This window comes from Salmonella sp. SAL04214 (assembly GCF_046550615.1).
GTDB lineage: Bacteria > Pseudomonadota > Gammaproteobacteria > Enterobacterales > Enterobacteriaceae > Salmonella > Salmonella enterica.
Genome location: NZ_JBGDXT010000013.1, coordinates 46139 through 70425 on the forward strand (window position 1 = coordinate 46139; position 24287 = coordinate 70425).

General features: G+C 48.4%; 23 protein-coding genes and 1 pseudogene. 9 read left to right on the forward strand and 15 right to left on the reverse strand.

The features are described from left to right. Positions 1–15: 15 nt before the first annotated feature. Both ACLJQD_RS19415 and ACLJQD_RS19420 read left to right on the forward strand, forming a co-directional pair. Positions 16–1212 (forward strand): L-talarate/galactarate dehydratase, encoded by a 1197-nt coding sequence (locus ACLJQD_RS19415; protein WP_001218249.1) that lies wholly within the window; start codon positions 16–18, stop codon positions 1210–1212. Between the two features lie 73 nt (positions 1213–1285). After that, on the forward strand, positions 1286–2596 hold the full coding sequence (locus ACLJQD_RS19420) for an MFS transporter (RefSeq protein ID WP_001092104.1): 1311 nt from the start codon (positions 1286–1288) through the stop codon (positions 2594–2596). A gap of 82 nt (positions 2597–2678) precedes the next feature. On the opposite strand, the gene cysE is transcribed toward ACLJQD_RS19420, so the two are convergent. From cysE to ACLJQD_RS19445, 5 genes are all read right to left on the reverse strand, one after another. Continuing rightward, entirely contained in the window at positions 2679–3500 is an 822-nt protein-coding gene (gene cysE / locus ACLJQD_RS19425; protein WP_001112114.1) for a serine O-acetyltransferase, read from the reverse strand. A gap of 77 nt (positions 3501–3577) precedes the next feature. Continuing rightward, the gene (gene gpsA, locus ACLJQD_RS19430; protein WP_001076596.1) at positions 3578–4597 is read right to left on the reverse strand and encodes an NAD(P)H-dependent glycerol-3-phosphate dehydrogenase; all 1020 of its coding nucleotides are present in this window, start codon (positions 4595–4597) and stop codon (positions 3578–3580) included. After that, positions 4597–5064 (reverse strand): protein-export chaperone SecB, encoded by a 468-nt coding sequence (gene secB, locus ACLJQD_RS19435; protein ID WP_000003370.1) that lies wholly within the window; start codon positions 5062–5064, stop codon positions 4597–4599. Before secB ends, gpsA begins: the two co-directional genes overlap by 1 nt. Before the next feature lie 43 nt (positions 5065–5107). Continuing rightward, the gene (gene grxC, locus ACLJQD_RS19440; RefSeq protein WP_001273795.1) at positions 5108–5359 is read right to left on the reverse strand and encodes a glutaredoxin 3; all 252 of its coding nucleotides are present in this window, start codon (positions 5357–5359) and stop codon (positions 5108–5110) included. An 85-nt stretch (positions 5360–5444) separates the two neighbouring features. Then, positions 5445–5876, reverse strand: a complete 432-nt coding sequence (locus tag ACLJQD_RS19445) for a rhodanese-like domain-containing protein (protein WP_001156179.1) — start codon at positions 5874–5876, stop codon at positions 5445–5447. A 247-nt stretch (positions 5877–6123) separates the two neighbouring features. Here ACLJQD_RS19445 and gpmM point away from each other — a divergent pair, with 247 nt between their 5' ends. The 3 genes from gpmM to ACLJQD_RS19460 are packed head-to-tail and all read left to right on the forward strand — an operon-like array spanning position 6124 to position 9927. Further along, positions 6124–7668, forward strand: coding sequence for a 2,3-bisphosphoglycerate-independent phosphoglycerate mutase (gene gpmM, locus ACLJQD_RS19450; RefSeq protein WP_000116576.1), 1545 nt, complete (start codon positions 6124–6126; stop codon positions 7666–7668). 33 nt (positions 7669–7701) lie between these two features. After that, complete coding sequence (gene envC, locus ACLJQD_RS19455; RefSeq protein ID WP_058814511.1) at positions 7702–8961, forward strand: murein hydrolase activator EnvC; 1260 nt, start codon at positions 7702–7704, stop codon at positions 8959–8961. 3 nt (positions 8962–8964) lie between these two features. Next, positions 8965–9927 (forward strand): divergent polysaccharide deacetylase family protein, encoded by a 963-nt coding sequence (locus ACLJQD_RS19460; RefSeq protein WP_001135513.1) that lies wholly within the window; start codon positions 8965–8967, stop codon positions 9925–9927. On the opposite strand, the gene ACLJQD_RS19465 is transcribed toward ACLJQD_RS19460, so the two are convergent. From ACLJQD_RS19465 to kbl, 3 genes are all read right to left on the reverse strand, one after another. Next, on the reverse strand, positions 9914–10948 hold the full coding sequence (locus ACLJQD_RS19465) for a glycosyltransferase (protein WP_000798198.1): 1035 nt from the start codon (positions 10946–10948) through the stop codon (positions 9914–9916). The two genes, ACLJQD_RS19460 and ACLJQD_RS19465, sit on opposite strands and share 14 nt — an antisense overlap. A 292-nt stretch (positions 10949–11240) precedes the next feature. Continuing rightward, positions 11241–12266 carry an L-threonine 3-dehydrogenase gene (gene tdh, locus ACLJQD_RS19470; RefSeq protein WP_000645990.1) on the reverse strand — a complete coding sequence of 342 codons (1026 nt, stop codon included), beginning with the start codon at positions 12264–12266 and terminating at the stop codon, positions 11241–11243. A 9-nt stretch (positions 12267–12275) separates the two neighbouring features. Continuing rightward, positions 12276–13472 (reverse strand): glycine C-acetyltransferase, encoded by a 1197-nt coding sequence (gene kbl, locus ACLJQD_RS19475; RefSeq protein WP_001213790.1) that lies wholly within the window; start codon positions 13470–13472, stop codon positions 12276–12278. 202 nt (positions 13473–13674) lie between these two features. Here kbl and rfaD point away from each other — a divergent pair, with 202 nt between their 5' ends. Genes rfaD through rfaL form a run of 4 tightly spaced genes read left to right on the forward strand, consistent with a single transcriptional unit; the run spans position 13675 to position 17863 of the window. After that, positions 13675–14607 carry an ADP-glyceromanno-heptose 6-epimerase gene (gene rfaD, locus ACLJQD_RS19480; protein ID WP_000587771.1) on the forward strand — a complete coding sequence of 311 codons (933 nt, stop codon included), beginning with the start codon at positions 13675–13677 and terminating at the stop codon, positions 14605–14607. A 2-nt stretch (positions 14608–14609) separates the two neighbouring features. Beyond that, positions 14610–15656: an ADP-heptose--LPS heptosyltransferase RfaF gene (rfaF, locus tag ACLJQD_RS19485; protein ID WP_000699196.1), complete on the forward strand. Its 1047-nt coding sequence runs from the start codon at positions 14610–14612 to the stop codon at positions 15654–15656. After that, positions 15656–16609: a lipopolysaccharide heptosyltransferase RfaC gene (rfaC, locus tag ACLJQD_RS19490; protein WP_017442137.1), complete on the forward strand. Its 954-nt coding sequence runs from the start codon at positions 15656–15658 to the stop codon at positions 16607–16609. The genes rfaF and rfaC overlap by 1 nt, the downstream gene beginning before the upstream one ends. A gap of 39 nt (positions 16610–16648) precedes the next feature. Then, positions 16649–17863, forward strand: coding sequence for an O-antigen ligase RfaL (gene rfaL, locus ACLJQD_RS19495; RefSeq protein WP_017442136.1), 1215 nt, complete (start codon positions 16649–16651; stop codon positions 17861–17863). A gap of 57 nt (positions 17864–17920) precedes the next feature. On the opposite strand, the gene ACLJQD_RS19500 is transcribed toward rfaL, so the two are convergent. The 7 genes and pseudogenes from ACLJQD_RS19500 to ACLJQD_RS19530 all read right to left on the reverse strand — a co-directional run. Then, positions 17921–19066: a lipopolysaccharide N-acetylglucosaminyltransferase gene (locus ACLJQD_RS19500; protein WP_000591834.1), complete on the reverse strand. Its 1146-nt coding sequence runs from the start codon at positions 19064–19066 to the stop codon at positions 17921–17923. A gap of 116 nt (positions 19067–19182) precedes the next feature. Beyond that, complete coding sequence (gene waaZ, locus ACLJQD_RS19505) at positions 19183–19992, reverse strand: 3-deoxy-D-manno-oct-2-ulosonate III transferase WaaZ (RefSeq protein ID WP_000536017.1); 810 nt, start codon at positions 19990–19992, stop codon at positions 19183–19185. Positions 19993–20141: 149 nt separating this feature from the next. After that, positions 20142–20840: a lipopolysaccharide core heptose(II) kinase RfaY gene (rfaY, locus tag ACLJQD_RS19510; protein ID WP_017442272.1), complete on the reverse strand. Its 699-nt coding sequence runs from the start codon at positions 20838–20840 to the stop codon at positions 20142–20144. A gap of 22 nt (positions 20841–20862) precedes the next feature. Then, complete coding sequence (rfaJ, locus tag ACLJQD_RS19515) at positions 20863–21873, reverse strand: lipopolysaccharide 1,2-glucosyltransferase RfaJ (RefSeq protein WP_023242775.1); 1011 nt, start codon at positions 21871–21873, stop codon at positions 20863–20865. A 17-nt stretch (positions 21874–21890) separates the two neighbouring features. Beyond that, positions 21891–22904, reverse strand: coding sequence for a lipopolysaccharide 3-alpha-galactosyltransferase (gene waaO / locus ACLJQD_RS19520; RefSeq protein WP_000088490.1), 1014 nt, complete (start codon positions 22902–22904; stop codon positions 21891–21893). Between the two features lie 5 nt (positions 22905–22909). Further along, entirely contained in the window at positions 22910–23989 is a 1080-nt protein-coding gene (waaB, locus tag ACLJQD_RS19525) for a lipopolysaccharide 1,6-galactosyltransferase (RefSeq protein WP_017442015.1), read from the reverse strand. Positions 23990–24106: 117 nt separating this feature from the next. Continuing rightward, positions 24107–24268: pseudogene (locus ACLJQD_RS19530) on the reverse strand (glycosyltransferase family 8 protein); the annotation flags it as partial. Between the last annotated feature and the right edge of the window lie 19 nt (positions 24269–24287).

Genomic DNA, 24287 nt, shown 5'->3' on the forward strand with positions numbered 1-24287 from the left:
ATCAGGAGAAAAAAAATGGCTTTAAGCGCGAATTCCGACGCCGTAACGTATGCAAAAGCGGCGAATACCAGAACCGCGGCAGAAACCGGCGATCGTATCGAATGGGTGAAGCTATCACTGGCTTTTCTACCGCTGGCGACGCCAGTGAGTGACGCGAAGGTACTGACCGGTCGCCAGAAACCTTTGACCGAAGTGGCAATCATCATTGCCGAAATCCGCAGTCGCGATGGCTTTGAAGGCGTTGGTTTTAGCTACTCCAAACGTGCTGGCGGCCAGGGTATTTATGCTCACGCCAAAGAGATAGCCGATAATCTACTGGGCGAAGATCCCAATGATATCGACAAAATATACACTAAGCTGCTGTGGGCCGGAGCCTCAGTGGGGCGTAGCGGGATGGCGGTACAGGCTATCTCCCCTATCGATATCGCCTTATGGGATATGAAGGCTAAACGTGCCGGTCTGCCACTGGCAAAACTGTTGGGCGCGCACCGCGACTCCGTTCAGTGTTACAACACCTCAGGGGGGTTCTTGCATACACCGCTCGATCAAGTTCTGAAAAATGTGGTGATTTCCCGCGAAAATGGCATTGGCGGTATTAAGTTGAAAGTCGGACAACCCAACTGCGCTGAGGATATTCGCCGCTTAACCGCAGTACGTGAAGCGCTTGGGGATGAGTTCCCGTTAATGGTTGACGCTAACCAGCAGTGGGATCGCGAAACGGCTATCCGCATGGGGCGTAAAATGGAACAGTTCAATCTTATCTGGATTGAAGAACCATTAGATGCTTACGACATCGAAGGCCACGCCCAGCTTGCTGCCGCGCTGGATACGCCTATCGCCACCGGGGAAATGCTGACCAGTTTCCGGGAACACGAGCAGTTGATTCTGGGCAATGCCAGCGATTTCGTTCAGCCAGATGCGCCGCGTGTCGGCGGTATCTCTCCGTTCCTGAAGATTATGGATCTGGCGGCGAAACACGGGCGTAAGCTGGCGCCGCACTTTGCGATGGAAGTACACCTGCACCTTTCCGCAGCGTATCCCCTGGAGCCGTGGCTGGAACATTTCGAGTGGCTGAACCCATTATTCAACGAGCAACTTGAGCTGCGCGATGGCCGCATGTGGATTTCCGATCGTCATGGTCTGGGTTTCACGCTCAGTGAACAAGCGCGCCGCTGGACACAATTAACATGTGAATTTGGCAAACGCCCTTAACCCGACTGGCGGGAATCCGTCCCGCCTCTCTTACCTTACAGGATGCATTCTGCCCTTATCTGAGGAGTAGATAATGAACACAATAATAAAGCGCACAAAAGTGCGTCATACCATTCTTATATTTTTATTTCTTGCTACCGTATTTAATTATGCGGATCGCGCAACTCTATCCGTAGTTGCCCCAATAATGAGTAAAGAATTAGGTTTTGATCCGGAAGCGATGGGCCTGGCCTTCTCCTCATTTGGTATCGCCTATGTCATTATGCAACTACCCGGCGGTTGGCTATTAGACCGCTACGGTTCACGACTGGTTTACGGTTGCGCATTGATTGGCTGGTCGTTAGTAACCATGTTTCAGGGAACGATCTATCTGTATGGCAGCCCATTAATTGTACTGGTTATTCTACGTCTGCTGATGGGCGCGATTGAAGCGCCTGCCTTTCCGGCGAACAGTCGTTTAAGCGTACAATGGTTTCCCAATAATGAACGAGGTTTCGTTACTTCAGTTTATCAGGCTGCGCAATATATCTCGCTGGGCATTATCACCCCGCTAATGACGATCATTCTGCATAATTTAAGCTGGCATTTTGTCTTCTATTATATTGGCGCTATTGGTGTGATGCTCGGTATATTCTGGTTAATGAAAGTCAAAGATCCGATGCACCACCCAAAAGTTAATCAAGCGGAAATTGACTATATTCGTAGCGGTGGTGGCGAGCCCTCTCTGGGCTGTAAAAAGGAGCCGCAGAAAATAACGTTCGCGCAGATTAAAACCGTCTGTGTTAACCGGATGATGATCGGTGTTTACATCGGGCAATTCTGCGTCACCTCTATCACCTGGTTCTTCCTGACCTGGTTCCCGACCTACCTGTACCAGGCGAAAGGCATGTCGATTCTGAAAGTCGGTTTTGTGGCCAGTATTCCAGCCATTGCCGGTTTTATTGGCGGCCTGCTCGGCGGCGTGTTCTCCGACTGGCTACTCAAACGCGGCTATAGCCTTACCGTCGCGCGGAAACTGCCTGTTATCTGCGGTATGTTGCTCTCTTGCGTAATTGTGATCGCCAACTACACCTCTTCAGAATTTGTGGTCATTGCGGCGATGAGTCTGGCCTTTTTTGCCAAAGGGTTTGGTAACCTGGGCTGGTGCGTACTCAGCGACACCTCGCCGAAGGAAGTTCTGGGTATTGCCGGCGGCGTATTTAACATGTGCGGCAATATGGCAAGCATCGTTACGCCACTGGTCATCGGCGTGATTCTTGCCAATACTCAGTCGTTCGACTTTGCCATTTTATACGTTGGCTCGATGGGACTTATTGGTCTCATTTCATATCTGTTTATCGTCGGCCCGCTGGATCGCATCACGCTGACATCATCCGCAGCCTGATTGTCCACATTGCGAATTCTTCGCTCCGCTGTTCCGGGATTGCACTCCATCGGAACAGCGTTTTTTAGTTGTACCGCGCAATTCAGATGCCGTCGCCATACTCAAACGTATGGTGTAGCCCGTTGAAATGCTGGTCCATATCCATCGACGGCTTATCGCTGCCCGGCTTGCCGACAATACGCGCCGGAACGCCTGCGGCGGTAGTGTGCGGCGGGACAGGCTGTAAAACGACGGAACCTGCGCCAATTTTCGCGCCGCGCCCCACCTCGATATTGCCGAGAATTTTCGCGCCCGCGCCAATCATCACGCCTTCGCGGATTTTAGGATGACGATCGCCGCTCGTTTTCCCGGTACCGCCCAGGGTGACGGATTGCAGGATCGACACATCATCTTCAATAACCGCCGTCTCCCCCACCACAATACCGGTGGCATGGTCGAGCATAATCCCGCGGCCAATTTTCGCTGCCGGGTGAATATCCACCTGAAACGAGACCGAAACCTGATTTTGCAGGAAGATAGCCAGCGCGCGGCGACCTTTATTCCACAACCAGTGACCAATGCGGTAGGCCTGTAGCGCATGAAAGCCTTTCAGATATAACAGCGGCGTGGAGTATTTATCCACCGCCGGATCGCGAGTGCGCACGGCCTGAATATCGCAGGCTGCCGACGCGATCATTTCCGGGTCGGCGGCATAGGCTTCTTCAACTACTTCACGGATAGCGATAGCGGGCATGATGGGCGACGCCAGTTTATTTGCCAGCATATAGCTCAGCGCACTGCCCAGATTTTCATGCTTGAGTAGCGTGGCGTGATAAAAACTGGCCAACATAGGCTCACAGTCAGCTAAAGCGCGGGCTTCAGCTTTAATATTCTTCCAGACGATTTCCAGTTCTTCACACGGCATGGCTTACTCCAGACGGGCAGAAAACGACCAACCCGTTCTGTGCGGGTTGGGTCGTTTATGCAAACAGTTCCTTACGGCTAGTGGCGACTCAGCTCTTCCTTGCGGGCGCGACCTAATAACGTTAATGCTGCCTCGCGCGCGTTTTTTCCGCAATACAATACTTGATAAATTTCCTCGGTTATTGGCATTTCAACACCAAAACGGTGCGCCAATTCACGAACTTCTTTCGTATTGCGATAGCCTTCGACCACCTGGCCAATCTTATCCTGCGCGCCTTTAACGTCCATGCCCTGGCCAAGCATCATGCCAAAACGACGGTTGCGCGACTGGTTGTCGGTACAGGTCAGCACCAGATCGCCTAAACCCGCCATCCCCATAAAGGTGGCGGGATCGGCACCAAGCGCTGCGCCAAGCCGCGACATTTCGGTCAGTCCACGCGTGATTAGCGCCGTGCGGGCGTTCGCGCCGAAGCCGATGCCGTCAGACATCCCCGCGCCAATCGCAATCACGTTTTTCACCGCGCCGCCAAGCTGCACGCCGATAAAATCCGCATTGATATAGACGCGAAAACTTTTTCCGCAGTGCAACAGTTGCTGGAGATCGTCGGCAAAGGTCTCATCGGTTGAGGCCAGCGAGATTGCCGTCGGCAAACCCGCCGCCAGCTCTTTAGCGAACGTCGGACCGGAAATCACCGCCAGCGGGATTTGATCGCCTAACGCCTCGCGAGCGACATCCTGCAACAGGCGCCCCGTTTCCGCTTCCAGGCCTTTGGTCGCCCATACCAGACGCGCATCCGGACGCATCAGCGGTTTAATCTGCCGCAGCACGTCGCTGAAAACATGGCTTGGCACCACCACCAGAATGTTACGACTGGCCGCCAGCGCGGTTGCTAAGTCGCTTTCCAGGTGTAACGTATCGGGAAAAGGCACATCGGGAAGGAACGCGACGTTGCAGCGATCGTGCTCCAGGGTCGCGATATGTTTTGGGTCGTGGCCCCACAGGACAACCTGGTGGCCGTTTCTCGCCAGAGTGATGGCAAGAGCGGTGCCGTACGAGCCGGCACCGATGACTGTCATTGACGCATTACTTTGGTTCATCAGGCATCCTGATGTTCTTCAGTACCTTCGCCAGCCTGCTGCTGCAAATAGTTCATGAACAGCGCATCAAAGTTGACCGGCGCAAGGTTCAGTTGCGGGAACGTACCGCGTGAAACCAGGCTGGTGATGCACTCGCGAGCATACGGGAACAGAATGTTCGGGCAGTATGCGCCCAGGCAATGCGCCATCTGAGTACCTTCAATACCGCTGATGGAGAAAATACCGGCCTGCTGAACTTCGCACAGGAACGCGGTTTCTTCCCCCAGGGAAGCCGTTACGGTAACACGCAGCACAACTTCATAAACGTCATCCGCCAGTTGGGAAGATGCCGTATCAAGATCCAGTTTAACCTCTGGCTGCCAATCTTTCTGGAAAACATGCGGTGCGTTTGGCGCTTCGAAAGAAACATCCTTGGTATAGATACGTTGGATCTGGAAAGCCATTTCAGTGTTATTTTGTTCTGACATGTGTAAAACCCTTTAGTGTTGTCCTTAAATACTTGAGTACGCCTTAACGCAACAGCGGATCCAGTCCACCACGCGCATCCAGCGCATACAAGTCGTCACAACCGCCAATGTGCTGTGCATCAATAAAAATTTGCGGAACCGTCGTTCGGCCACTACGTTTGATCATCTCTTCACGCTTCACGGCGTCGCCGTCAATCGCAATTTCCTGGAAACTCACGCCCTTGCTGTTTAACAGCGCCTTTGCACGATGGCAAAACGGACAGGTTGCTTTGGTGTAGATTTCAATATTGGCCATGACTTCGCTCCTGTTTTTTACCCGATGGATTTCATGTCGACGCAAGGGCAAGTCATTCCCCTTGCGTCATGAAAACGACGGGTAATCACTTACCGCGCACCAGAGGCAGATTCTCGCCGCTCCAGCCTGCTACGCCTTCTTTCAACACAAAGACCTTTTCAAAGCCGGCTTTTGTCAGCGCGTTAGCGGATTCCTGGCACTGCATACCAGAACCGTCGACCACGATAATCGGCTTGTCTTTGTGCTTTTCCAGTTCGCCAACATTGTTGGCTTTGATTTCGCTCGGCAGCAAATTGGTCGCGCCAGCGATATGGCCTTTACGGAAATCGTCACGTTGACGTAAATCCACAACAACGGCGTCCTCTTTGTTGATAAGGCGCGTGGCTTCGCCGCGTGTAATCACCTTAACTTTTGAAGTCAGACCTTTGAACGTGGTAAATAAAACCGCCACCAGTAACGCAATCCAGGCGATACTCAGTATGGGATGACGGCCAACAAATTGCATAATTTCTTGCATGGGGGGTAACAACTCCCGACGTAGTGATTAAAAAACCAGGAAAGGAGTATACCTGTGCAGTGGCGCAAATACAGCCAGAGCGTGCACTGGAATGCATTTTTGCGGGGCGCTACGAAAAAAAATCACGCTATTACTTGCCTTCTCACGCCAGCGCGATCCCTTTCTTTGATCTTCTGAGGCTATTTTATCGATTCAGCTGTAGTAAAATTACGCAATTATTTTGTCTATTGAGTATGAGGTTGTCGCAATGTCGGTTTCTAAAAAACCTATGGTACTGGTGATTCTGGATGGCTACGGCTACCGTGAAGAACAGCAGGATAACGCTATCTTAAACGCCAAAACCCCGGTGATGGATGCTCTGTGGGCAAAACGTCCGCATACCCTGATCGACGCATCCGGTCTGGAAGTGGGTCTGCCTGACCGCCAGATGGGCAACTCCGAAGTGGGCCACGTTAACCTGGGCGCAGGCCGCATCGTTTATCAGGACCTGACGCGTCTGGACGTTGAAATTAAAGAACGTACTTTCTTTGCTAACCCAGTCCTGACCAATGCGGTAGACCAGGCGAAAAACGCCGGTAAAGCGGTTCATATTATGGGCCTGCTGTCCGCGGGCGGCGTCCACAGCCACGAAGATCACATTATGGCGATGGTGGAGCTGGCCGCAGAGCGCGGCGCAGAAAAAATCTATCTGCACGCCTTCCTCGACGGTCGCGACACGCCGCCGCGCAGCGCTGAAGCCTCGCTGAAAAAATTCGAAGACAAATTCGCCGCGCTGGGCAAAGGCCGCGTGGCGTCTATCGTCGGTCGTTACTACGCTATGGACCGCGACAACCGTTGGGATCGCGTGGAAAAAGCGTATGATCTGATGACCCTGGCCCAGGGCGAATTCCAGGCGGATACCGCTGTGGCTGGCCTGCAGGCCGCTTACGCTCGTGATGAAAACGATGAGTTTGTCAAAGCGACCGTTATCCGCGCCGAGGGCCAGGCTGATGCGGCGATGGAAGACGGCGACACGCTGATTTTCATGAACTTCCGCGCTGACCGCGCGCGCGAAATTACCCGCGCTTTCGTTAACGCTGATTTCGACGGCTTTGCGCGTAAGAAAGTGGTTAATCTGAACTTCGTGATGCTGACCGAATACGCCGCCGATATCAAAACTGCCGTTGCCTACCCACCAGCGTCGCTGGCGAATACCTTTGGCGAATGGATGGCGAAAAACGACAAAACTCAGCTGCGTATTTCCGAAACGGAAAAATATGCGCACGTAACCTTTTTCTTTAACGGCGGCGTAGAAGAACCGTTTGCTGGTGAAGAGCGCATTCTGATCAACTCCCCGAAAGTGGCCACTTATGACCTGCAACCGGAAATGAGCTCTGCAGAATTGACTGAAAAATTGGTCGCGGCGATCGAAAGCGGTAAGTACGACACCATCATTTGTAACTATCCAAACGGCGATATGGTCGGTCATACCGGCGTGATGGAAGCCGCCATCAAAGCGGTGGAAGCGTTGGATAACTGCATTGAACAGGTAACAAAAGCGGTTGAGTCCGTTGGTGGACAACTGTTGATTACCGCGGACCACGGCAACGCGGAGCAGATGCGCGATCCGGCGACCGGTCAGGCGCATACCGCCCACACCAACCTGCCGGTGCCGCTGATTTATGTCGGCGAGAAAAACGTGAAGGCGGTCGAAGGCGGCAAACTTTCAGACATTGCGCCTACCATGCTGTCGCTGATGGGGATGGAAATCCCGCAAGAGATGACTGGTAAGCCGCTGTTCATCGTGGAATAATCCCTCCCCATGAGGGGAAAGGCGATTAACACCATTCAACAGGCCGTGAAACCAAGAACGTTTTCAGTCAGGCCTTTGTTCTACGCCAGCGTACTTAGCGCTGGCGTATTGTTGTGCGCCTTTTCCGCCCACGCGGATGACCGCGATCAACTCAAATCTATTCAGGCCGATATCGCCGCGAAAGAACGCGACGTACGCCAGCAGCAGCAACAGCGCGCCAGCCTCCTGGCACAACTGAAAGCCCAGGAAGAGGCCATCTCGGCCGCAGCGCGTAAGCTGCGCGAAACGCAAAGCACTCTGGATCAGTTAAACGCGCAAATTGATGAGATGAACGCCTCAATTGCCAAACTGGAGCAGCAAAAAGCCAGCCAGGAGCGTAATCTCGCCGCACAGTTGGACGCCGCTTTCCGCCAGGGCGAACACACCGGCATTCAGCTTATTCTTAGCGGAGAAGAAAGCCAGCGTGGGCAACGCCTGCAGGCCTACTTCGGCTATCTGAACCAGGCGCGCCAGGAGACTATCGCCGAACTGAAACAGACTCGCGAACAGGTCGCCACGCAAAAAGCCGAGCTGGAAGAGAAGCAAAGCCAACAACAAACGTTGCTGTATGAGCAGCGCGCCCAGCAGGCGAAGCTGGAGCAGGCGCGTAATGAACGTAAGAAAACGCTTGCCGGACTGGAGTCGTCTATTCAGCAAGGCCAGCAACAGTTAAGCGAACTACGCGCCAACGAATCACGCCTACGCAACAGTATCGCGCGGGCGGAAGCGGCGGCCAAAGCGCGAGCGGAGCGTGAAGCCCGCGAAGCGCAGGCGGTACGCGATAAGCAGCAGGAAGCCTCGCGTAAAGGCAGCACCTATAAGCCGACGGAAAGCGAGCGTTCGCTAATGTCCCGCACCGGCGGTCTGGGCGCGCCACGCGGTCAGGCATACTGGCCGGTACGCGGCCCGATATTACATCGCTATGGCGAACGGCTGCAGGGTGAGCTACGTTGGAAGGGGATGGTGATCGGCGCGTCGGAAGGCACCGAGGTCAAAGCCATCGCCGACGGCAGGGTGATTCTGGCGGACTGGCTGCAAGGCTATGGCCTGGTGGTGGTCGTGGAGCATGGTAAAGGTGATATGAGCCTTTACGGCTATAACCAGAGCGCGCTGGTCAGCGTAGGCGCGCAGGTGCGCGCCGGACAACCTATCGCCCTTGTGGGCAGTAGCGGCGGTCAGGGCAGACCCTCGCTTTATTTCGAAATTCGTCGCCAGGGTCAGGCCGTCAATCCACAGCCGTGGTTGGGAAGATAAGTTTTGCCTCAGTTTCGTCGCTCCATTCTCACGCTGGCCACTTTGCTGGCGTTTGCACATCCCGTTTTCGCTGGCAAGCTCGCCATCGTGATTGATGATTTTGGCTATCGCCCGCACACGGAAAACCAGGTTCTGGCGCTGCCACCAAACATCTCCGTCGCCGTGCTGCCCAACGCGCCGCACGCGCGCGAAATGGCAACTAAAGCGCACAATAGCGGGCATGAGGTGTTAATCCATCTGCCGATGGCGCCGCTAAGCAAACAGCCGCTGGAGAAGGATACGCTGCGACCAGATATGAGCAGCGATGAGATCGAGCGCATTATCCGCGAGGCGGTAAACAACGTGCCGTATGCCGTCGGGCTTAATAACCACATGGGCAGCGCAATGACTTCCAGCCTGTTCGGTATGCAAAAAGTTATGCAGGCGCTGGAACATTACAATCTCTATTTTCTCGACAGCATGACGATTGGCAATAGCCAGGCGATGCGCGCGGCATCCGGTACGGGTGTGAAAGTGATCAAGCGCAAAGTGTTCCTCGACGATACGCAAAACGAGGCGGATATCCGCCGTCAGTTTAATCGCGCTATCGAACTGGCCCGTCGCAACGGTTCCGCTATCGCGATTGGTCATCCGCATCCCGCAACGGTTCGCGTGCTGCAACAGATGGTTTATCGCCTGCCGGCGGATATCACCCTGGTACGTCCAGGCAGCCTGCTCAACGAACCGCAGGTAGATACGTCCCGACCTGATTTGACGCCGCAGAAAATTGACGCGCCGCGCAATCCCTTTCGCGGCGTGAAGATGTGCAAGCCGAAAAAACCGCTGCAACCGGTCTACGCTACGCGCTTTTTCAGCGTCATCGGTGAGAGCATTACGCAAAGTTCCGTGGTTGTCTGGTTTCAGCACCAGTGGCAAGGCTGGGGGAAAATCGCCGCGCCTAAAAACGTGAGCGCTAAGACAGATTGAGCGCCTTACGGGCCATACGACGGTGCGACAAGGTTTTGTCGCGCCATTGCCACAGCCGGAAGGACCAGAGCAGCGTCTGATAAGCTGCTTTCGCGCTGCGGACGTTAGCCATCATCCGTCTATACATGCCAGAAGTAAAAATTTCGGCAATCATACGCTGGCGGGTCAAAATATCAGGCTCTTTACGTACCGCATGACAAACACGTAACGCTTCCCAGGTAATTTGCTGGCGAAATTCCGGGTAAATCGGAATACGACGGGCATAATCACGATTGAGCTTTTCTAATAATCGCGTAATTTTAATATAATGCCGCTGATAATTAAGATTTTTATTGCCTTGTCTTTGCAAACGGCTTACCGAATTATCATGCAGGAAATATTTATATAATGATTGTTCGGTATAACGTACGCGCGTGGCATTAAACATAACTTCCGTCGACCATAATATGTCCTGATGATGTAGTCCGGGAACGAAAGTAATATTGTTATCGATAATCAGCGCACGTCGATAAACGCCCATCCAGACAACATGCGTCCAGCGCCGCGAGGCCAGCGCCATACGCAACCAATCCGGTCCACTTAATACTCCGGTGGAGCGCAGACGATCGGTCGGAATAGATTGCCAGGCGTGCCCGGTTTTTCGGACGCACCAGTCCGCGTTGCACTGCGCAACGTCCAGATCATCGTTAAGCGCCATGGTCATCAGCGTTTCATACATCTTCGGGTAGACCAGGTCATCTGCATCGACAAAGGCGACATAATCGCCGGTCGCTGCTTGCAGGCCAAGATTACGGGCGACAGACGCGCCAGCATTGGCCTGATGAAGTAGTCGAACATGCGGGTAATGTTCCGCGTAATGTTTTGCTATCTCAACGGAATGATCCGTCGATCCATCATTCACAATAATAATTTCCAGCGCCGACCACGTTTGCGCGATTAACGACGCCATGCAAGCATTAAAATCCGCTCCCGCATTATATAACGGGACAATGATACTCACTTTGGTTTTACTATTTTTCATAACGATTACCAGAAAAACCTTAATTTACCCTGCCTTTATACTGTGGCTCTATTAAGAAACTATTAAGCCGCCATAATTAATTTTTACAGTAAAAAGCAAGCACAAAACTCAGAGTAGAGCGTGACGTTAGCGAGTAAAATAAGAGTAAAGCGCAATTACGAATGCTTGATGTCTATGACAATTCTTTACGGCTTTCCAGATTTTCCCTAACAAAAAAGGTTGGCGAATGACACCAACCTTTTACGAGGAAACGTATATCAGACCCGATAAAATTATCGGGTCTCTATACATATTAATCCCAGCTCAGAATAACTTTTCCTGACTGGCCTGAACGCATGGCGTCAAAACCTTTCTGGAAATCATCAATAGAGAAACGATGGGTGATAATCGGTGACAGATCCAGACCGGACTGGATCAGCGCCGCCATTTTGTACCACGTTTCGAACATCTCACGACCATAAATACCTTTAATGAACAAGCCCTTAAAGATGACTTTTGTCCAGTCGATAGACATATCTGATGGCGGAATCCCCAGCATCGCAATACGACCGCCGTGATTCATGGTGTCCAGCATGGTACGAAACGCCGGCGGCGCGCCGGACATCTCCAGACCCACATCGAACCCTTCGGTCATTCCCAGCTCCGCCATGACGTCGTTCAGGCTCTCTTTCGCGACGTTGACCGCGCGGGTGACGCCCATTTTACGCGCCAGCTCCAGACGGTATTCATTGACGTCAGTAATCACCACATGACGCGCGCCGACATGTTTCGCCACCGCGGCGGCCATTACGCCGATTGGCCCCGCCCCCGATACCAGTACATCTTCGCCGACCAGATCGAAAGACAGCGCCGTATGCACCGCATTACCAAACGGGTCGAAAATAGAGGCTAAATCATCAGAAATGTTATCCGGGATTTTAAACGCATTGAACGCCGGGATGACCAGGTATTCCGCGAAGCAGCCGGGACGGTTGACGCCCACGCCGGTGGTGTTGCGACACAGGTGAGTACGACCGCCACGGCAGTTGCGGCAATGACCGCAGGTGATATGACCTTCGCCGGAGACGCGATCGCCGATTTTAAAGCCTTTCACTTCCTGACCGATGCCGACCACTTCGCCGACATATTCATGCCCCACGACCATCGGAACCGGGATGGTTTTTTGCGACCAGTCATCCCAGTTATAGATGTGAACGTCAGTACCGCAGATGGCTGTTTTACGGATTTTAATCAGCAAATCGTTATGGCCGACTTCCGGTTCCGGAACGTCGGTCATCCAGATGCCCTCTTCCGCTTTCAGTTTGGATAACGCTTTCATCTTACATCCTCAGGCAATCACGCCCAGTTGTTTACCAATACGCGTGAACGCGTCTACTGCACGCGTAATTTGCTCAGGCGTATGCGCCGCAGACATCTGGGTACGAATACGCGCCTGACCTTTTGGTACGACCGGATAGAAGAAACCGGTAACGTAAATGCCCTCTTTTTGCAGTTCGCGGGCAAATTTCTGCGCGACAACCGCATCTCCCAGCATTACCGGGATGATGGCGTGATCCGCGCCTGCCAGCGTAAATCCCGCGGCAGACATCTGCTCACGGAACTGCCGGGCGTTCGCCCACAAGCGATCGCGCAGTTCTGCGCCCGCTTCCACCATCTCTAACACTTTAATAGAAGCCGCCACGATCGCCGGCGCCAGTGAATTGGAAAACAGATATGGGCGGGAACGCTGACGCAACCACTCAACGACCTCTTTGCGCGCCGCGGTATAGCCGCCGGATGCGCCGCCTAACGCTTTGCCCAGCGTACCGGTAATAATATCTACGCGGCCCATTACGTCGCAGTATTCATGGGAACCACGACCGTTTTCGCCGACAAAGCCTACCGCGTGGGAGTCATCAACCATCACCAGCGCATCGTATTTATCGGCCAGATCACAGACGCCTTTCAGATTGGCGATGACGCCATCCATTGAGAACACGCCGTCGGTGGCGATCAGGACATGACGCGCGCCGGCCTCACGCGCCTCTTTCAGCCGCGCTTCCAGCTCTGCCATATCGTTGTTGGCATAGCGATAGCGCTTCGCTTTACACAAACGCACGCCGTCAATGATAGACGCGTGGTTCAGCGCGTCGGAAATAATAGCGTCTTCCGCGCCCAGCAACGTCTCAAACAAGCCGCCGTTAGCGTCGAAACAGGAGGAATACAGAATCGCATCTTCCATGCCGAGGAAGCTTGCCAGCTTTTGCTCCAGCGCTTTGTGGCTGTCCTGGGTGCCGCAGATAAAACGCACGGACGCCATACCGAAACCGTGGCTGTCCATGCCCGCTTTTGCGGCATTAATCAGCTCAGGGTGATTCGCCAGCCCGAGATAGTTATTGGCGCAAAAGTTAATAACGTGGCTTCCATCCGCCACGGTGATATCCGCCTGCTGCGCAGACGTAATAATGCGCTCTTCTTTAAACAATCCTTCCGCTCGGGCGGTTTCCAGATCGTTGGTTAACTGTTTGTAAAAATCCCCACGCATTGCGATTCTCCAGACTGGGCAAATTTCAGCACATATTACCCAAAGCGATACGTTGATACGAGATGACGCGTCATCACTTCTTTAAAATGCAGCATAAATCACGCGTATCCTCACGGGTTATCAGTGAATGGATGAATAGTGTTATGATAAGAGCATTCATGTCTGAGACAGTCTCTGACACCATAATTCAAAGGTTACAGTTATGATCATCGTTACCGGCGGCGCGGGCTTTATCGGCAGCAATATCGTTAAGGCCCTGAATGATAAAGGTATCACCGATATTCTGGTGGTGGATAACCTGAAAGACGGCACCAAGTTTGTAAACCTGGTGGATCTGAACATTGCTGACTATATGGATAAGGAAGATTTCCTGATCCAGATTATGTCCGGAGAAGAGCTCGGCGATATCGAAGCTATTTTCCATGAAGGCGCCTGCTCTTCCACCACCGAGTGGGACGGCAAGTATATGATGGATAATAACTATCAATACTCCAAAGAGCTGCTGCACTATTGTCTTGAGCGCGAAATCCCGTTCCTCTACGCCTCTTCTGCCGCCACCTATGGCGGTCGCACGTCTGATTTCATCGAATCGCGCGAATACGAAAAACCGCTTAACGTTTACGGCTATTCTAAATTCCTGTTTGATGAATATGTGCGCCAGATCCTGCCAGAAGCGAACTCGCAGATTGTCGGTTTCCGCTATTTCAACGTCTATGGACCACGTGAAGGCCATAAAGGCAGCATGGCAAGCGTGGCATTTCATCTGAATACACAGTTAAACAACGGCGAAAGCCCGAAACTGTTTGAAGGCAGCGAAAACTTCAAGCGCGACTTCGTTTACGTGGGCGATGTGGCCGCCGTTAACCTGTGGTTCCTGGAAAGCGGTAAGTCCGGCATCTTTAACCTGGGCACAGGCCGTGCGGAATCTTTCCAGGCCGTCGCCGACGCGACGCTGGCATACCATAAAAAAGGCAGCATTGAATACATTCCGTTCCCGGATAAGCTGAAAGGCCGCTATCAGGCGTTTACGCAGGCGGATTTAACCAATCTACGCAACGCGGGCTACGACAAACCCTTTAAGACCGTCGCCGAAGGCGTCACGGAGTATATGGCCTGGCTGAACCGCGACGCGTAAGTATGAAAATTTTGGTCATTGGCCCGTCCTGGGTGGGCGACATGATGATGTCGCAAAGTCTCTATCGCACGCTTAAAGCGCGCTATCCCCAGGCGATAATCGACGTGATGGCGCCAGCCTGGTGCCGTCCATTGTTATCGCGTATGCCGGAAGTTAACGAGGCGATACCCATGCCGCTGGGCCACGGCGCGCTGGAAATCGGCGAGCGCCGCAGATTGGGCCATAGCCTGCGAGAGAAGCGCTACGATCGCGCCTGGGTGTTGCCAAATTCGTTTAAATCGGCGCTGATTCCTTTCTTTGCCAATATCCCGCACCGTACCGGCTGGCGCGGCGAAATGCGCTATGGCCTGCTGAACGATGCGCGCGTCCTTGATAAAGACGCCTGGCCACTAATGGTGGAGCGCTACGTGGCACTGGCTTATGACAAGGGCGTGATGCGCACGGCGAAAGATCTGCCGCAGCCGCTACTCTGGCCGCAGCTCCAGGTTAGCGAGGGTGAAAAGTCGCTGATGTGCAGCGACTTTTCATTATCTTCTGAACGTCCTCTGATCGGCTTTTGCCCCGGCGCGGAATTTGGCCCGGCAAAACGTTGGCCGCACTATCACTACGCCGAACTGGCAAAGCAGCTCATTAACGAAGGGTATCAGGTCGTGCTGTTTGGCTCGGCAAAAGACCATGAAGCCGGAAATGAGATCCTGGCGGCGCTGAATAGCGAGCAGCAGGCATGGTGTCGCAACCTGGCGGGGGAAACCCAGCTGGAACAGGCCGTCATTCTGATAGCCGCCTGTAAAGCCATCGTCACCAACGATTCCGGACTGATGCACGTCGCGGCGGCGCTCGACCGCCCGCTGGTCGCCTTGTATGGCCCAAGTAGCCCGGATTTCACGCCGCCGCTGTCTCATAAGGCCCGGGTGATTCGTCTCATTACGGGTTATCACAAAGTGCGTAAAGGTGATACGGCGCAAGGCTATCACCAGAGCCTGATCGATATCACGCCGCAGCGGGTTCTGGAAGAGCTTCATTCGCTGTTGTCGGAAGAGGGCGTTTAATGCGGGTTTTGATCGTTAAAACATCATCGATGGGCGACGTATTACATACCCTGCCTGCGCTTACCGACGCGCAACAGGCGATTCCGGGGATTCAATTTGATTGGGTTGTCGAAGAAGGGTTTGCGCAAATTCCGTCCTGGCACAGTGCTGTCGATCGCGTGATTCCCGTCGCTATTCGCCGTTGGCGCAAGGCCTGGTTTTCCGCGCCCATCAAAGCGGAACGCACAGCCTTTCATCGGGCGGTATGCGCATACCAATATGACGCTGTGATTGATGCGCAGGGGCTGGTGAAAAGCGCGGCGCTGGTGACGCGTCTGGCGCATGGGACAAAGCACGGTATGGACTGGAGTACCGCCCGCGAACCGCTGGCCAGCCTGTTCTATAACCGTAAACACCATATCGCAAAGCAACAACATGCGGTTGAACGGACGCGCGAGCTGTTCGCCAAAAGCCTGGGATACGATAAACCGCAGTCGCAGGGCGATTATGCCATCGCAAAACATTTTCTGCATTGCCAGCAGGCGGTTAGCGATCCATATGCGGTATTTTTACATGCCACGACCCGCGATGATAAACACTGGCCGGAAGCAAACTGGCGCGAGCTTATCGGCCTGGTGGGCAACACCGGATTACGGATAAAACTTCCCTGGGGCGCGCCTCATGAGGAGGCCCGTGCTAAACGACTGGCCGAAGGCTTTGACTATGTGGATGTGTTACCGCGCATGAGCCTGGAGGAGGTCGCCAGAGTGCTGGCTGGCGCAAAATTTGTCGTATCGGTTGATACCGGCCTGAGCCATCTCACCGCCGCGCTCGACAGACCGAATATTACGCTATATGGCCCAACGGACCCTGGGTTAATTGGAGGTTATGGGAAGAACCAAATGGCATGCTGCTCACCAGAACAGAACCTGGCGAATTTAGATGCCACAAGCGTATTTGGAAAGATTCATTAAAGAGACTCTGTCTCATCCCAAACCTATTGTGGAGAAAAGATGCTAACCACATCATTAACGTTAAATAAAGAGAAATGGAAACCGATCTGGAATAAAGCGCTGGTTTTTCTTTTTGTTGCTACGTATTTTCTGGATGGTATTACGCGTTATAAGCATTTGATAATCATACTTATGATTATCACCGCGATTTATCAGGTCTCACGCTCACCGAAAAGTTTCCCCCCTCTTTTCAAAAATAGCGTATTTTATAGCGTAGCAGTATTATCATTAATCCTTGTTTATTCCATACTCATATCGCCAGATATGAAAGGAAGTTTCAAGGAATTTGAAAATACGGTACTGGAGGGTTTCTTATTATATACTTTATTAATTCCCGTACTATTAAAAGATGAAACAAAAGAAACGGTTGCGAAAATAGTACTTTTCTCCTTTTTAACAAGTTTAGGATTACGTTCACTGGTAGAAATTGTCTTTTATATTCAGGACTATTCCAGGGGGGTGATGCCATTTACAAACTATGACCATCGACATATATCTGATTCAATGGTATTTCTGTTCCCGGCATTATTGAATATCTGGCTATTCAGAAAAACATCGCTCAAACTCGCTTTCTTTGCGCTGAGCGCCGTCTACTTGTTCTTAATGTTAGGTACCTTGTCGCGGGGAGCATGGCTGGCAGTTTTAGTGGTGGGTGCTTTGTGGGCAATTTTGAACCGCCAGTGGAAACTAATGGGAATTGGCGCTGCTATCCTGGTTATTGCTGGCGTTTTAGTTATCACTCAGCAAAGCCATAAACCGGATCAGGAGCGACTACTGTATAAATTACAGCAGACAGATAGCTCATATCGTTATACTAACGGAACCCAGGGCACCGCGTGGATACTGATTCAGGAAAACCCGATCAAGGGCTACGGCTATAGTAATGATGTGTATGATAGTGTTTATAATAAACGCGTTGTCGATTATCCAACGTGGACCTTTAAAGAATCTATCGGTCCGCATAATACCATTCTGTACATCTGGTTTAGTGCAGGCATATTAGGTCTGGCGAGCCTGGCCTATTTATATGGCGCTATCATCAGGGAAACAGCCAGCTCTACCTTCAGGAAAGTAGAGATAAGCCCCTACAATGCTCATCTCTTGCTATTTTTATCTTTCGTCGGTTTTTATATCGTTCGTGGCAATTTTGAACAGGTCGATATTGCTCAAATTGGTATCATTACTGGTTTTCTGTTGGCGCTAAGAAATAGATAAAAAAAACGCGCTGATACTTATTACGGTATCAGCGCGTTTTCCATCATCAGGACTCAATCACTTATCAAACCAGTTTTTCATTTGTTCCTCGAAACGCTGCGCTACATTTTCCCAACTGTATTTTGAAAACACCAGGGATTTTGCTTTTTCGGCAATCTGGTGGCGTTCCTTATCAGCAAGCGCACGGTTAATATCATTAATTATACTGTCGCTCGACATAGGTTCTGCGAGGTGATAGCCCGTTATGCCATCTAACACAAATTCGCTAATCCCCCCTTTTTTGCTGGCAAGAACCGCTTTTCCTGCTGCCATCGCTTCTACAGCCACCATGCAAAATGCTTCTTCAACCTGAGATGGCACAATAACCAGATCGGCTATATGATAGAAGTTATGCATCTGGTCAGGAGATTGCCCCCCAGCCATAATACAATCAGTTCCAATCTCTTTTGCGGCGTCCAGTACTTTCTTTTGATACTCTGCTTTTTCACCCTTGCGGCTTGCATAAGGGTCGCCAACAACGACAAGTTTAATATTACTTTTTAAGGTACGTAATTTTTTGAACGCCTGCAAAAGCAACAGGATGCCTTTATCAGGCGAAATTCTCCCGGCATATAAGAGAACGGTGGCATCTTCCGCAATATTTAATTGCTGACGGAGGTTATTTTGTGGGTTTCTTTTATAAGTCTCAGCACAAAAACCATTAGGCACAATACTAACAGCAGCGGCGGGCAATCTTTCTTCATAAAACGCTTTAAGAAACTGACTGGGCACGATAATTTTTGCATCATTATCAGGCAGTTCTGGTTCAAATGCGTTATGCATGTGCATAACCAGTTTTGCATTTGGATTGCGCTCTCTGATCTGCCGATACAGTTTCATACTATTATGAATAACAATGACGCTATCTTCCTGGGTAGTCACTTTATCTCTAATATTAAGGACACGCTGGGAATAGGGTAGTGGGTCGAGACGAGTCCATTTCTGAAAAAGACGCTTATAAACTTTACTAAACCCAATGTAATGAATATCACAGTTATCGTTTATTTTATTATATTCAGGATAGCCAGCATTCTTTATACAAGCAATAGCACTCGGTATTGATAGTCGTTTTGCAACCTGGTAAATCCAGGTTTCTACCGCAGCCGCGCCACGAGGAGGAATTGAAAATATAGGAGTAACAGTAAATATGATTTTTTTAATCATAATAGCTATAATCCAGAATAGTTAACTTTATAGAAAAAGAAATTTTATAGAAAAAGAAATTTTATAGAAAAAGAAATGCGTGCCGAAGCAACGCAAAATAATGATTTATCTAGTGTCTAGACAATTTTATCGTAATATATTTCATCCTCAAGTTCCGAGGCTGTAATATATGGAATAATATCGTAATGAATTGCAGTATCATCTGATAAATTAAAGATATTTAAATCACTCACATTTTTTCTCATAAAAGTAAAAAATGGCAGTATTTTAAACAGATCTTTACTAAGCTCAGATGGCATAGGGCTGGTAGATTCGTCATAGAAACGTGGGCAACTCCCTGTTAAGTCAAGCCCAGAACATATAATACGACCATACTTAAGGGAATAGGCAACTTGAATAGCGGTATAAGCAATAGTATGGCAAGAGCAATACCCGATGCTGATATCCTTGCAAAATCCAGCCAGTCGCCCTCTTTTCGAAAGGGGAACTGAAATAAGTAATGCTTTATGAACCCGCTTGAGGATATTAAATTTAATTTTCTTTAAAAAGCCCCCTTTTTCTCGGCGATAAAAGGAGCGAATAATTAAACAGTTTTCTTCAATATATTTTTGATCATCCACTGAAGCCTGTTCGTACACATCAAGATTGACGATAGTAAACTGACTGTTACGGCTAAAGTTATAAAAATCTTCGCGCCGGCGATGGAGGAAGCGAACATCCGTCAGAAGGTACAAAAATGGCTTGACGTTATTGTTTAGCAAATATTGAACAGAACCATTGACTGCAATGACATCTTTCATTCGTAACAAGGACAGCGGCGTCTTTCTGGACGTAGGACCAGAAAGAAAAATAATACAATCTTCAGCCGTTCTTTTCGCAATAAGTTGCAGAACATCGGCGTGAGTTATGAAGTTAACGCTGCCCATAAAAAACTCGTATGTTTATCATGCAACCTATAAATAAATGTTATATTCAATAACTAATATTACATCTCAAATTCTCTCAAGTATGTCATAACGCTGCAGCAAATAAAAGTCAGTCAGCTCCTTAAATTAAACCAAACGTGCTACATTGATCAGCGCTTTTCCTTACCCTTAATACGACGAAGGAAATTTCGGAGTTTTTTCTTATAAATCAATAAGTAAAATCCGATATCTCTCACATTATTTTTGATACCATAATGTCTTTCTAAATCAATACGATCCTTTGCTTTTCGTTGTCTGGAAGGTCTTTTTCCGGACAAATCGATAATTCTGATCTCATTGCCTTGCAGGATAAAGTTACCTTTATGGGGATCGCCCGAAACCATACCATGCTGATGCAGAGAATATATCGACTGTTTGATTTTCTCTCTCACCTCGTCAGAAATTTCTGGCATATCAACAAGTTCAATACCTTCAATATACTCAATTATCATCACGTATGTTTTTACATAGCGTAATGTTTTAATTTCCGCCAGCAGGTAAAAATCATTAAGCGCCGCAAACCCTTCACGCCGCACACGATCTGTCTGATGAAAAAGCTTTTCGTAGTAATCCCCTTTTACTAACGATTTAAAAAAGCGTTCAGTATTTTTTACTTTTGGGCTAAATACTTTGAGAATATATTTTCCGTAGTCTGTATTAATCAATACAACTTTTGTATCTTCTATATTACGGAAGACTTTAATAACCTGATGATTATAAGATAGAAAATCTTTGAATATTCCAATGTATTTTTCACCGTCTTTTTTGACAAAGACGGTATAGTTTTTAATCTTTTTTTCAATAATCATAATGGAGATTTAGGGAGGGGAATTATTTGTGGAAAAGTTTACGATAAAGATATGCGCTTCCAGCCAGAAGGCCTTTAAAATAATGCCCCTGCACGAGAAGATGTTTATATCGCTTCTTAAATTCGACTATGGTACGCGCATCTTTTGCGGGAGAATCTTTCCAGGGCGAGTTCAGCCGTGCATTTTTATAATAGATAACTGAAGGATAATTTGCCCAGGCATGCCATGGTTTTGTAGCGCCCGTATAATGAATTAAAACAGTATTATCATTAATTATATTGCTATATTTTTTATGTGACTTATCTTTCAACTCACTTTTAATAGTATAAATGGTATTATACGGTCGCGGTAGAAAAATGACTTTGTCCTGTAGGAGAATATTCAAAACATCCTGATCGGGATATTTAAAAGAGTCAGTTTCTTTACCTGCCAGAAGTAAAAATGCCTTTTCAGTTAAGGCATTCTCTTTCCATAATTTCAGGTTAACAAAAACCACGCCGGAGTTAAAATAACCACCTTGTAAATTAAATGCTCTTAATCTCTCATTTACCTTATTCTGGATGGAATCAACATCTTTTACGACCGCAGCAATCTTCTCTGTCAAATCAAGCCGTAGAAGATCTTGCAAAGATCCTTTGCATACAACATCGGCATCCAAATAAAGTAAGGTATTTACCTTCTTGCTGAGATAATCGAAAGCAAATAAACGAAAATACATTGCTCTCGACCATACTTTAGTTTGAGGCAATACCTCAAGGCTTTCTACTTTAATAAGATAAAGAGAAATTTTTATGTGATGCTGTACGGCTAAACGCTCTATATATTTTACAAAACACGGGGAGTATGAGTCACAAATAATGTGAAAAGCGAGCGGGATATTATTGTTTAATACAACTGAAGCGATTGATACCCCCACACCATCAAGATAGTTTTCATCAACGCCATAAGAAATGTTTAATACGTTATCATCATTATTATTACTTTCATCAAAAACTTTATATTCAGCTATTTCTATCTCAGGAAATGAATCCATTACATCACCTATGGGTTTTATTCAAGAAGTTTACGTTTAAAGTAGGCTATATAATAATTTATACCCGAAGTATAATGCTTCTGATTAAACATATGCTTTGCTGCATAACGTAACTGATGGCTAGTCACTGGATTTAAAAGTGCACAATGAGACCATGGTGAGTTGCTCTTAGCCTGTAAAAAATATTGTGACACGGGGTAAGCCCCCCAACTATGCCAGGGCTTCGTTGGTCCGATATAATGAACAAATACAGTCTCAGCATCAACTGGATTAATAACTGAATCTTTTAATTCATAGTTAAGACTAAATTGTGTATTAAATTTTTTATCAACAAAACGCGCTTTATTCACTAACAATATATTTAATACATCCTGATCAAGGTGCGTTATACGCTGTACTACCTCCGGATCTTTTAGCATTTCAATCGCTTTCTTAGAGATATTTTCTGCGGTCCAAAGAGGTATGTTAATTAAAATAAAACCGGCATTAAAATAGCCAGAAACCAGCCCAGGCGTTGCCAGGCTAACCGAGCGCTTAGTCCACCATTCCAACTCGCCTTCAGCAACGACAGCAGCAATCTCATTTTCAGTGAAATTAAGATCAATAAGTTCCTGAATACTCCCCTTACATGCAATATCTGCATCCAGATAAAGTACTCTATCTGTTTTATCTGAAAAATAATCGGCGATAATGAATCTAAAGTATGTTGCATAGGTCCAGTTTTTGGTACTGGGTAGCGATTTTAAGCGCTCACAGTCGATTAGGTAAACAACAATCTGCGTAGCGTACTGTTTTGCTAATGCCTCAAATCGCTGCTGGTCTTCAGAGTCAAAGAAATCGGTAAAAACATGGAAAGCTAACGTCTTCTCTGGGTTAGCGAGGAGAACCGATGCAATAGAGACACCACAGCCAAAAAGAAAGTTTTTATCAATCCCATAAGCTATATTAAATTTATCAGCATCACTATGTTGTGCATAGTTATAATCTAAAGTCTGTTGAATGACTTCTTCTTCAAAATATTTTCTGCTCATAGTGATCACTTTTGTAATTTCGAGAATATCGCATTATTAAAATTTTTAAAATATAGCACATCGTAAAATCTCTCAATCGTGCCGGGAATAATATCATGCTGATATTTTACTTCACCAGAAATAACACGATTAAGGTGTCCTACAAAATCATCTATAGCCCCCGGGGTGTAAAGCTCACCATTCAAGCCGGGTTTAATCATATCGCGCGGACCAGACATACAATCAGAACTAATACACGGAATTCCATATGACATTGCTTCCAGCAGGGTCATAGGAAATCCCTCAAATGCAGAGGTAAGTAGTAACGCGGTGACATTTTTTATTTTTTGCTGTACGACTTGCCACGGCGTGCTTTGCCAACCATACCAGATCACACGCTGCTCAATACCAAGCTCCCGACTATAGGCCTGGCACTTTTCAAAATCTGAGCCATCACCAATAATATGTAGCTGCCATTCCCCTGTCGTACGAGCTAAGCCATCAAATAAATCTTTAACTCTTTTCTGTCCTTCAAATTTAAGACGCCCTACATAGAGAAATACAGCGGGTTTATCGCGCTCAGGCGGCGGCACAATGATTGTTTTAATAGAGACAGGATTATAAACGACGCTAATATTTTGCGCTGAGATACCCCGTGCCATCATCTGTTCTTTAATACCACTACTTATGGCCAGATGATAATCCGCGTACGTTATACATTCTGCATGTTTTTTATGGTCGAGCGAAAAATGCGGCCACGAGAAAATAGTAAACTGTTTACCACTTTTCTTTCGTGCTTTATTGGCATAAAGACATGAGATGACATCAATACATATCACAATATCTGGTGACGTTTCTTTCAACCATTGACTAAAATTATAAACATGCTTAGCTCGACGAAGAAAACTTAATTTTATATTTGAGAATGATTGCGCATATTTAATCTCTTTTAGCCATGCTTTATCCATTTTGTCATTACGGCAAAAGAAAAACATTTCACAGTTGATTTTCGGAGAGCTATTTTCAAACGTATGGATAACGTTGCTAATAACGGTTTCCATCCCTCCAAAACCGGATACCGCTTCGCCAATAAAAGCTATTTTCATATATACTCCAGAGTTAAAACCTTAATCTAAAGACTTTAGATATTAAATAGCAAAAATAGTAATATAACCCTATAGAGTAATTTTTACCTGACATCTCTCTTTTGGCTTTAAGGCGTATTCAATATCTTTATTATTTTCGATAATGGAATATATTGCCACACCTGCTGGCATTATAAAACCATGATCAAAGCAAAGAGCAATGTCCAGTCTTCTTCCAAAAAAATCATCATGTTGAATTATGTTTTTTTGGTTTGAAATATAACTTTTAATGTCAGACATTCTGTCTATCCTTGTCTCA

What these genes read in the sequence shown, in the direction of transcription:
- rfaD (WP_000587771.1), top strand. Translation starts at nt 13,675, where the DNA reads ATGATCATCGTTACCGGCGGCGCGGGCTTTATCGGCAGCAATATCGTT.
- grxC (WP_001273795.1), bottom strand. Translation starts at nt 5,359, where the DNA reads ATGGCCAATATTGAAATCTACACCAAAGCAACCTGTCCGTTTTGCCAT.
- tdh (WP_000645990.1), bottom strand. Translation starts at nt 12,266, where the DNA reads ATGAAAGCGTTATCCAAACTGAAAGCGGAAGAGGGCATCTGGATGACC.
- rfaY (WP_017442272.1), bottom strand. Translation starts at nt 20,840, where the DNA reads ATGATTATTGAAAAAAAGATTAAAAACTATACCGTCTTTGTCAAAAAA.
- cysE (WP_001112114.1), bottom strand. Translation starts at nt 3,500, where the DNA reads ATGCCGTGTGAAGAACTGGAAATCGTCTGGAAGAATATTAAAGCTGAA.
- gpmM (WP_000116576.1), top strand. Translation starts at nt 6,124, where the DNA reads ATGTCGGTTTCTAAAAAACCTATGGTACTGGTGATTCTGGATGGCTAC.
- ACLJQD_RS19445 (WP_001156179.1), bottom strand. Translation starts at nt 5,876, where the DNA reads ATGCAAGAAATTATGCAATTTGTTGGCCGTCATCCCATACTGAGTATC.
- ACLJQD_RS19415 (WP_001218249.1), top strand. Translation starts at nt 16, where the DNA reads ATGGCTTTAAGCGCGAATTCCGACGCCGTAACGTATGCAAAAGCGGCG.
- secB (WP_000003370.1), bottom strand. Translation starts at nt 5,064, where the DNA reads ATGTCAGAACAAAATAACACTGAAATGGCTTTCCAGATCCAACGTATC.
- ACLJQD_RS19420 (WP_001092104.1), top strand. Translation starts at nt 1,286, where the DNA reads ATGAACACAATAATAAAGCGCACAAAAGTGCGTCATACCATTCTTATA.
- waaO (WP_000088490.1), bottom strand. Translation starts at nt 22,904, where the DNA reads ATGAGCAGAAAATATTTTGAAGAAGAAGTCATTCAACAGACTTTAGAT.
- waaB (WP_017442015.1), bottom strand. Translation starts at nt 23,989, where the DNA reads ATGAAAATAGCTTTTATTGGCGAAGCGGTATCCGGTTTTGGAGGGATG.
- rfaJ (WP_023242775.1), bottom strand. Translation starts at nt 21,873, where the DNA reads ATGGATTCATTTCCTGAGATAGAAATAGCTGAATATAAAGTTTTTGAT.
- rfaL (WP_017442136.1), top strand. Translation starts at nt 16,649, where the DNA reads ATGCTAACCACATCATTAACGTTAAATAAAGAGAAATGGAAACCGATC.
- kbl (WP_001213790.1), bottom strand. Translation starts at nt 13,472, where the DNA reads ATGCGTGGGGATTTTTACAAACAGTTAACCAACGATCTGGAAACCGCC.
- gpsA (WP_001076596.1), bottom strand. Translation starts at nt 4,597, where the DNA reads ATGAACCAAAGTAATGCGTCAATGACAGTCATCGGTGCCGGCTCGTAC.
- ACLJQD_RS19500 (WP_000591834.1), bottom strand. Translation starts at nt 19,066, where the DNA reads ATGATTAAAAAAATCATATTTACTGTTACTCCTATATTTTCAATTCCT.
- ACLJQD_RS19465 (WP_000798198.1), bottom strand. Translation starts at nt 10,948, where the DNA reads ATGAAAAATAGTAAAACCAAAGTGAGTATCATTGTCCCGTTATATAAT.
- rfaC (WP_017442137.1), top strand. Translation starts at nt 15,656, where the DNA reads ATGCGGGTTTTGATCGTTAAAACATCATCGATGGGCGACGTATTACAT.
- waaZ (WP_000536017.1), bottom strand. Translation starts at nt 19,992, where the DNA reads ATGGGCAGCGTTAACTTCATAACTCACGCCGATGTTCTGCAACTTATT.
- rfaF (WP_000699196.1), top strand. Translation starts at nt 14,610, where the DNA reads ATGAAAATTTTGGTCATTGGCCCGTCCTGGGTGGGCGACATGATGATG.